Annotated in this window: 1 protein-coding gene; it reads right to left on the bottom strand. The window is 63.4% G+C overall.

Features of this window, described 5'->3' with window-relative positions; genetic code table 11:
• Positions 1-934: 3-deoxy-7-phosphoheptulonate synthase (gene aroF / locus AC0T5L_RS27110; RefSeq protein ID WP_476168331.1), on the bottom strand; the 934-nt coding region annotated here is incomplete at both ends.

Here is a 934-nt window from a genome sequence, read left to right as displayed (position 1 = left end):
GGCGAGCTGGAGGTTGGGGGCCGGGGTGAGGGTGCGCCCGGTCAGAGTCGCCAGAGTGCCCGCCAAATCCCGCAACTCAGCCAGATCCTCCCCCACCAGAGCCTGCGGACCATCACACAGAGCAGCCTCAGGCCGAGGATGCACGTCCACGATGACCCCGTCAGCACCGACCGCCACCGCAGCCCGCGACAACGGCAACACCAGATCACGCTTACCACCCGAATGCGACGGATCCACGATCACCGGCAGATGAGACAGATTCTGCGCAACCGGAACAGCACTGATGTCCAACGTGTTACGCGTAGCCTTCTCGAAGGTACGAATCCCCCGCTCGCACAGCACGATGTCGAGATTGCCGCGCTGAGCGATGTACTCAGCCGCCATCAACCACTCCTCGACCGTCGCACTCATCCCCCGCTTGAGCAGCACGGGCTTGCCCGCGTCACCCACCGCCTGCAACAAGGCGAAGTTCTGCATGTTACGGGTACCCACCTGGAGCATGTCAGCGTAAGAAGCAACAAGCTCCACATCAGCGGCATCCACCACCTCGGTCACGATGGGCATCCCCGTCTCAGCACGCACATCAGCGAGGATCTTCAACCCCTCCTCACCCAACCCCTGGAAGGCGTAGGGAGAGGTACGGGGCTTGTAGGCACCACCACGCAACAAGGACGCGCCGGCCTCCAACGCCATCCGCGCCGCACCCAGGGTCTGCTCCGGAGTCTCCACCGCACACGGCCCAGCGATCACGGTGACGTTGTCACCACCGATAGGCACACCACGCACACGGACCACACTGCGGCTGTCATGGTTCTCACGACTGACGAGCTTGTAGGGAACCGAGATACGCAAAACATCACTGACCCCCGGCTTGGCGGCCAGACCCAGGTCCTGGAAACGCTCAACGTCACCGACGAGGCCGATGATCGTGCGG

Source organism: Nocardiopsis sp. TRM 82005 (assembly GCF_056312425.1).
This window is presented reverse-complemented; position numbering and strand designations above follow the sequence as displayed.